At 68.6% G+C, this 6,695-nt stretch carries 8 protein-coding genes; 3 read left to right on the forward strand and 5 right to left on the reverse strand.

The window, feature by feature from the left end; genetic code table 11:
• Positions 1-11: 11 nt before the first annotated feature.
• The gene (gene dnaB / locus RIF68_RS22425) at positions 12-1,493 is read right to left on the reverse strand and encodes a replicative DNA helicase (protein WP_309053084.1); all 1,482 of its coding nucleotides are present in this window, start codon (positions 1,491-1,493) and stop codon (positions 12-14) included.
• A 423-nt stretch (positions 1,494-1,916) separates the two neighbouring features.
• Here dnaB and RIF68_RS22430 point away from each other — a divergent pair, with 423 nt between their 5' ends.
• A complete protein-coding gene (locus RIF68_RS22430; protein WP_309053085.1) occupies positions 1,917-3,254 on the forward strand; it encodes an MATE family efflux transporter in 1,338 nt (445 codons plus the stop codon).
• Positions 3,255-3,359: 105 nt separating this feature from the next.
• Here the strand turns inward: RIF68_RS22430 and rplI are convergent, their stop codons facing one another.
• The 4 genes from rplI to rpsF all read right to left on the reverse strand — a co-directional run bounded on the left by rplI (position 3,360) and on the right by rpsF (position 5,063).
• A complete protein-coding gene (rplI, locus tag RIF68_RS22435) occupies positions 3,360-3,806 on the reverse strand; it encodes a 50S ribosomal protein L9 (protein ID WP_017240417.1) in 447 nt (148 codons plus the stop codon).
• Positions 3,807-3,824: 18 nt separating this feature from the next.
• Positions 3,825-4,061 carry a 30S ribosomal protein S18 gene (gene rpsR, locus RIF68_RS22440; protein ID WP_005315025.1) on the reverse strand — a complete coding sequence of 79 codons (237 nt, stop codon included), beginning with the start codon at positions 4,059-4,061 and terminating at the stop codon, positions 3,825-3,827.
• A 56-nt stretch (positions 4,062-4,117) separates the two neighbouring features.
• Positions 4,118-4,699, reverse strand: coding sequence for a single-stranded DNA-binding protein (locus RIF68_RS22445; protein WP_309053086.1), 582 nt, complete (start codon positions 4,697-4,699; stop codon positions 4,118-4,120).
• Between the two features lie 73 nt (positions 4,700-4,772).
• A complete protein-coding gene (rpsF, locus tag RIF68_RS22450; RefSeq protein ID WP_004950685.1) occupies positions 4,773-5,063 on the reverse strand; it encodes a 30S ribosomal protein S6 in 291 nt (96 codons plus the stop codon).
• Between the two features lie 284 nt (positions 5,064-5,347).
• Between rpsF and RIF68_RS22455 the strand changes: the two genes are divergently transcribed.
• Entirely contained in the window at positions 5,348-5,662 is a 315-nt protein-coding gene (locus RIF68_RS22455) for a hypothetical protein (RefSeq protein ID WP_309053087.1), read from the forward strand.
• A gap of 153 nt (positions 5,663-5,815) precedes the next feature.
• Positions 5,816-6,695: peptidoglycan bridge formation glycyltransferase FemA/FemB family protein (locus RIF68_RS22460; RefSeq protein ID WP_309053088.1), on the forward strand; the 880-nt coding region annotated here is incomplete at its 3' end.

The raw sequence follows: 6,695 nt of genomic DNA on the forward strand, positions 1-6,695 counted from the left end.
ACGTCCGTCCGTCAGGTCTGCGCCATGTCCACGAAGCGGGAGTAGTGGCCCTGGAAGGCGACGGTGATCGTGGCCGTGGGTCCGTTTCGGTGCTTGCCGACGATGATGTCGGCCTCGCCGGCGCGCGGGGACTCCTTCTCGTAGGCGTCCTCGCGGTGCAGCAGGATCACCATGTCGGCGTCCTGCTCGATGGAGCCGGACTCTCGCAGGTCCGAGACCATCGGCTTCTTGTCGGTGCGCTGCTCGGGGCCACGGTTCAGCTGGGAGAGGGCGATCACCGGGAGTTCGAGCTCCTTGGCGAGGAGCTTGAGGTTACGGGACATGTCGGAGACCTCCTGCTGGCGGCTCTCGGCGCGCTTGGAGCCGCCGGACTGCATCAGCTGGAGGTAGTCGATGATGACGAGCTTGAGGCCGTTGCGCTGCTTCAGACGCCGGCACTTCGCCCGGATCTCCATCATCGACAGGTTGGGGGAGTCGTCGATGAAGAGGGGGGCCTGCGAGACGTCCGGCATCCGGCGGGCGAGCCGCGTCCAGTCCTCGTCCGTCATCGTGCCGGAGCGCATGTGGTGCAGCGCCACGCGGGCCTCCGCCGAGAGCAGACGCATCGCGATCTCGTTGCGGCCCATTTCGAGCGAGAAGATGACGCTCGGCAGGTTGTGCTTGATCGACGCGGCCCGGGCGAAGTCCAGCGCGAGGGTGGACTTACCCATGGCGGGACGCGCCGCGATAATGATCATCTGGCCCGGGTGAAGGCCGTTGGTGAGGGCGTCGAGGTCGCTGAAGCCGGTCGGCACACCGGTCATCTCACCGCTGCGCGAACCGATCGCCTCGATCTCGTCGAGCGCGCCTTCCATGATGTCGCCGAGCGGCAGGTAGTCCTCGGTGGTGCGCTGCTCGGTGACCGCGTAGATCTCGGCCTGGGCGGAGTTCACGATCTCGTCGACGTCGCCGTCGGCCGCGTACCCCATCTGCGTGATCTTGGTGCCGGCCTCGACGAGACGGCGCAGGACGGCCCGCTCGTGGACGATCTCCGCGTAGTACGCGGCGTTGGCCGCGGTCGGCACGGACTGGACCAGGGTGTGCAGATAGGAGGCGCCGCCGACGCGGTTGATCTCTCCGCGCTTGGTGAGCTCGGCGCCGACCGTGATGGGGTCGGCGGGCTCGCCCTTGGCGTAGAGGTCGAGGATCGCCGCGAAGACCGTCTCGTGGGCGGGCTTGTAGAAGTCGTGACCCTTGATGATCTCCACGACGTCCGCGATGGCGTCCTTGGACAGGAGCATGCCGCCGAGCACGGACTGCTCGGCGTCGAGGTCCTGCGGCGGCACCCGCTCGAAGGTGGAGAGTCCGCCGTCCCAGGGGCCGTCGCCGCCGCGCTCGAGCTGGTCGTCCCGGCCGCGACCGCGGCCCCGGCCCTCACCTCGGGTACGGGTGGGCAGCCGGTCGCTGGGTCCGCTGTCGGCCCAGGGATCGTCCAAGGGCTCGGGAATGCTCACCAAGCCACCTCCTCCCGTCCGCTCCGCGGACCTCGCCGTGCCACTCTTTCACGCCACGGCTTCGATCAAAGAGTGGCTTTCGCGACCGCTACTGGCGCGTCGGGCGCCGGTCCACGGTAGGGCCGCGGAGGGCGTCAGCCAATCTGGTTATCCACAGGCCCTGTGGGTGAAGGCCCAGATGCTGTGGAGAACCCGCCCGATCCTGTGCACGGAGCGGGGGACAGCTGTGTGGACAAACTCATAGGGCTCACGCCACGACTGGTCTGACCTGGTCTTTTTCCATCCACGGCCTGTGGGGGAGAAAAAGTTTTCCACCCGGGGCAGGAACGGAACAAACAGCCCACACCCGAAGTCGCGAGCCCGCCGCAAGTAAGGGATGACATGGCGTTGCATCGCTTACCTGTGGAAGATTAGATTGATGCCATGACCCAGGCCTCCGCGACTCCCCGATCCGTCCGCCGCCGCCACGACCGCGAAATCGTCTCCCTCGCCCTGCCGGCCTTCGGTGCTCTCGTCGCGGAGCCCCTCTTCCTCATGGTCGACAGCGCCGTCATCGGCCATCTGGGCACCCCGCAACTCGCGGGTCTGGCCATCGCCGCGGCTCTGCTGTCCACCGCCGTGAGCGTGTTCGTCTTCCTCGCCTACGCCACCACGGCCGCCGTCGCACGCCGGGTCGGCGCGGACGATCTGCCGGCCGCCATCCGTCAGGGCATGGACGGCATCTGGCTGGCCACCTTCCTCGGCCTCGCGGTCGTCGCGGTGACCCTGCCCACGGCTCCCTGGCTGGTCGACCTCTTCGGAGCCTCCGGCACCGCGGCCCCCCACGCCGTCACCTATCTCCGGATCTCCAGCCTCGGCATCCCCGCGATGCTGATCGTCCTGGCCGCCACCGGCGTCCTGCGCGGGCTCCAGGACACCCGTACCCCGCTCTACGTGGCCATCGCCGGCTTCACCGCCAACGCGGCGCTGAACGTGGGCCTCGTCTACGGGGCCGGACTCGGCATCGCCGGCTCCGCGTGGGGCACCGTCATCGCCCAGTGCGGCATGGCGGTCGCCTATCTCGTCGTGGTCGTCCGGGGTGCCCGGCGGCACGGCGCCTCCCTCCGGCCCGACGCGGCCGGTATCCGTGCCTCCGCCCAGGCCGGCGTCCCGCTTCTGGTACGTACGCTCTCGCTCCGCGCCGTCATGATGATCGCCACGGCCGTCGCGGCGCGGCTCGGGGACGCCGAGGTGGCCGCCCACCAGATCATTCTGGCGCTGTGGAGCCTGATGGCCTTCGCGCTCGACGCCATCGCCATCGCGGGGCAGGCCATCATCGGGCGCTATCTCGGCGCCGACGACGCCGAGGGGGCTCGCCAGGTCTGCCGACGGATGGTGCAGTGGGGCGTGGTCTCCGGGGTCGTGCTCGGGGTCCTGCTGGTTCTGACCCGCCCCCTCTTCGTACCGCTGTTCACCGGTGATCCGACCGTCCAGGACACCCTGCTCCCGGCCCTCCTGGTCGTCGCGCTCTCCCAGCCGGTCGCCGGCGTGGTCTTCGTTCTCGACGGTGTCCTGATGGGGGCGGGCGACGGGCCGTACCTGGCCTGGGCGATGTTGGTGACGCTCGTGGTCTTCGCCCCCGTCGCCCTCCTGGTGCCGGTCCTCGGCGGTGGGCTGACCGCGGTCTGGTGGACGATGGCGCTGATGATGACCGTCCGCATGCTCACGCTGAGCTTCCGTATGCGTTCCGGCCGCTGGATCGTCACCGGGGCCACCCGCTAGCCGCCGTTTCACGTGCACCTGAACGTTTCACGTGAAACGGCGGAAGGGCCGCACCCCGAGGGGTGCGGCCCTTCCGTACTGCTCGTGTCACTGCTGAGGGCAGCGTTACGCGGCGACGACCTCGACGCCGAGCTTCGCGGCAACCTCGGGGTGCAGACGCACGGACACCTGGTGCGAGCCCAGGGTCTTGATCGGCGAACCGAGCTCGACGCGACGCTTGTCGACGTCGGGGCCACCCGCGGACTTGATCGCCGAGGCGATGTCGGCCGGGGTCACGGAACCGAAGAGACGGCCGGCGTCGCCGGAGCGAACAGCCAGACGCACCTTGGTGCCCTCGAGCTGGGCCTTGATCTCGTTGGCCTGCTCGATGGTCGCGATCTCGTGGATCTTGCGGGCGCGGCGGATCTGCGCCACGTCCTTCTCGCCACCCTTGGTCCAGCGGATCGCGAAACCGCGCGGGACCAGGTAGTTGCGAGCGTAACCGTCCTTGACGTCGACGACATCGCCGGCGGCACCGAGGCCAGAGACCTCGTGGGTGAGGATGATCTTCATTTTTCGGTCACCCTTCCCTTATCGCGCGGTGGACGTGTAGGGCAGCAGCGCCATCTCACGGCTGTTCTTGACGGCCGTGGCGACGTCACGCTGGTGCTGCGTGCAGTTGCCGGTCACGCGGCGGGCACGGATCTTGCCGCGGTCGGAAATGAACTTCCGCAGCATGTTCGTGTCCTTGTAGTCCACGTACGCGGTCTTGTCCTTGCAGAACGCGCAGACCTTCTTCTTAGGCTTGCGCACAGGCGGCTTCGCCATGGTGTTTCTCCTGTGTGATCAAGAAGTGGGGGTACGAGCTGCTTCCAGGGCGGGCCCTAGAAGGGAGGCTCGTCCGAGTAGCCACCGCCGGAGTTGCCACCCCAGCTGCCGCCGCCGGCCTGCGGGCCGCCGGAGGACGGGCCGCCGGTCGCCCACGGGTCGTCGGCGGGAGCACCGCCGCCGCCCGGCTGACCGCCGCCGGAGTTGCCACCCCAGCTGCCGCCACCCTGCTGGCCGCCGCCACCACCGCCGTAGCCGCCCTGACCACCGCGGCCGGCGGTCTTGGTGACCTTGGCCGTGGCGTTCTTGAGGCTGGGGCCGACTTCCTCGACGTCCAGCTCGAAGACCGTGCGCTTGACGCCCTCACGGTCCTCGTAGGACCGCTGCTTCAGCCGGCCCTGCACGACGACGCGCATGCCTCGCTGGAGCGACTCGGCGACGTTCTCCGCCGCCTGACGCCAGACCGAGCAGGTCAGGAAGAGGCTTTCGCCGTCCTTCCACTCGTTCGTCTGGCGGTCGAAGGTGCGGGGAGTGGACGCGACGCGGAACTTCGCGACCGCCGCACCGGACGGGGTGAAGCGCAGCTCGGGGTCGTCGACGAGATTGCCGACGACCGTGATGACGGTCTCGCCTGCCATGGGTGAACCTCTCGGCGGGATTGCTTCTGGCTGCTTGTTGCTACTCGGACCCGATGACCTCTGAGCGGAAAGCTCAGTGGGTCTCGGGACGGAGGACCTTGGTCCGGAGGACCGACTCGTTCAGGTTCATCTGGCGGTCGAGCTCCTTGACGACCGCAGGCTCGGCCTGCAGGTCGATGACCGAGTAGATGCCCTCGGGCTTCTTCTTGATCTCGTAGGCGAGACGACGACGGCCCCAGGTGTCGACCTTCTCGACCTTTCCGTTGCCCTCACGGACGACGGAGAGGAAGTTCTCGATCAGCGGGGAGACAGCGCGCTCCTCGAGATCGGGGTCGAGGATGACCATCACCTCGTAGTGACGCATGTGGAACCCACCTCCTTTGGACTCAGCGGCCACGGTCGTTCCGTGGCAGGAGGGTCGTGATGCGTGAACAACGGTATCCGCGACCACTGACAGACCCCCCGTCGAACGGGGGTCCCGCCGAGTGACCAGGACGAGCCTGGGCAGACACCGGTGCAGACCGTACAGAGTACCCGCCCGCACGCCTGCGGTTGAAATCCTGGGGGGAAGGGACGCAATCTGTACACATCGGACGTAGGCGGCGCTAGGATGCGCCGCCTTCCGGACGGCACGCCAGGAGGTGCCCCATGGCACAGGCAATGCGACGCGACCCCGGACACTCCCTCTTCGCCACCGACGGCAAGCCCCACCCCCTCCAGGACACCCTGGTGGGCGTGACGCTGGTCCTCGGTGTCCTCTCCTTCGTCACCGCGCAGTTCCACGACCTCCATCTGCTCAGCTCCTGGACGGGCCTGATCGGAATCATCACCGGGGCCTACGGACAGTTCATCTCGGTCACGACACGCGAGCGCTTCGCCCTGATCGTCGGGCTCGGCGCGGCGGCGGTCGGCTTCTTCCTCGGCATGGCCCACGGCGGCCTCTTCGGCGGCCTCGTCGGCTGAGGCGGCACACCCCGCAGGCACCCCTTCGGAGGAGGCCCGCGGCACGTCACCGCCCACACAGCCATTCGGGGCGCTCCCCGCTCGCAGTAGGCTTCGGCGCGAGAGCCGGAGCCCCTGAACCGATGGGGACACACCTGCCGAGGAGCGCCCCGCATGAGCCTGACCCTGAGGACCATCAGCCGAGAGCAGCATCTGGCGTACATCCAGAGCCAGCCCGCGGCGAGCCACTGCCAGGTCCCGGCGTGGGCGGACGTGAAGACCGAGTGGCGCTCGGAGAACCTCGGTTGGTTCGACAGGAACGGCGAGCTCGTCGGCGCCGGACTGGTGCTCTACCGTCAGCTCCCCAAGCTCAAGCGCTACCTGGCGTACCTGCCCGAGGGCCCCGTCATCAACTGGTACGCGCCCAACCTCGACGAGTGGCTGCAGCCGATGCTGGCCCACCTCAAGCAGCAGGGCGCCTTCTCGGTGAAGATGGGCCCGCCGGTCGTCATCCGCCGCTGGGACGCCGCCGCCATCAAGTCCGGCATCCAGGATCCGGACGTCAAGCGCCTGAAGGACGTCCAGGCCACGCACGTCGAGGCGCGCGCCTTCGAGGTCGCCGACCGGCTGCGGAGGATGGGCTGGCAGCAGGGCGAGGACGGCGGCGCCGGCTTCGGCGACGTCCAGCCCCGCTACGTCTTCCAGGTCCCGCTCGCGAACCGTTCCCTGGACGACGTCCTCAAGGGCTTCAACCAGCTGTGGCGCCGCAACATCAAGAAGGCCGAGAAGGCCGGCGTCGAGGTCGTCCAGGGCGGCTACGAGGACCTGGGCGAGTGGCAGCGCCTGTACGAGATCACGGCCGTCCGCGACCGCTTCCGGCCGCGCCCGCTCTCGTACTTCCAGCGCATGTGGACCGTCCTCAACAATGAGGACCCCAACCGCATGCGGCTCTACTTCGCCCGCCACAACGGCGTGAACCTGTCCGCCGCGACCATGCTCGTCGTCGGCGGCCACGTCTGGTACTCCTACGGCGCCTCGGACAACATCGGCCGCG

The organism is Streptomyces sp. (assembly GCF_031178505.1).
Taxonomy (GTDB): domain Bacteria; phylum Actinomycetota; class Actinomycetes; order Streptomycetales; family Streptomycetaceae; genus Streptomyces; species Streptomyces gulbargensis.

Coding starts and splice junctions, on each gene's coding strand:
- RIF68_RS22445 (WP_309053086.1), bottom strand. CDS start 4,699: ATGGCAGGCGAGACCGTCATCACGGTCGTCGGCAATCTCGTCGACGAC.
- rpsF (WP_004950685.1), bottom strand. CDS start 5,063: ATGCGTCACTACGAGGTGATGGTCATCCTCGACCCCGATCTCGAGGAG.
- rpsR (WP_005315025.1), bottom strand. CDS start 4,061: ATGGCGAAGCCGCCTGTGCGCAAGCCTAAGAAGAAGGTCTGCGCGTTC.
- RIF68_RS22455 (WP_309053087.1), top strand. CDS start 5,348: ATGGCACAGGCAATGCGACGCGACCCCGGACACTCCCTCTTCGCCACC.
- RIF68_RS22430 (WP_309053085.1), top strand. CDS start 1,917: ATGACCCAGGCCTCCGCGACTCCCCGATCCGTCCGCCGCCGCCACGAC.
- rplI (WP_017240417.1), bottom strand. CDS start 3,806: ATGAAGATCATCCTCACCCACGAGGTCTCTGGCCTCGGTGCCGCCGGC.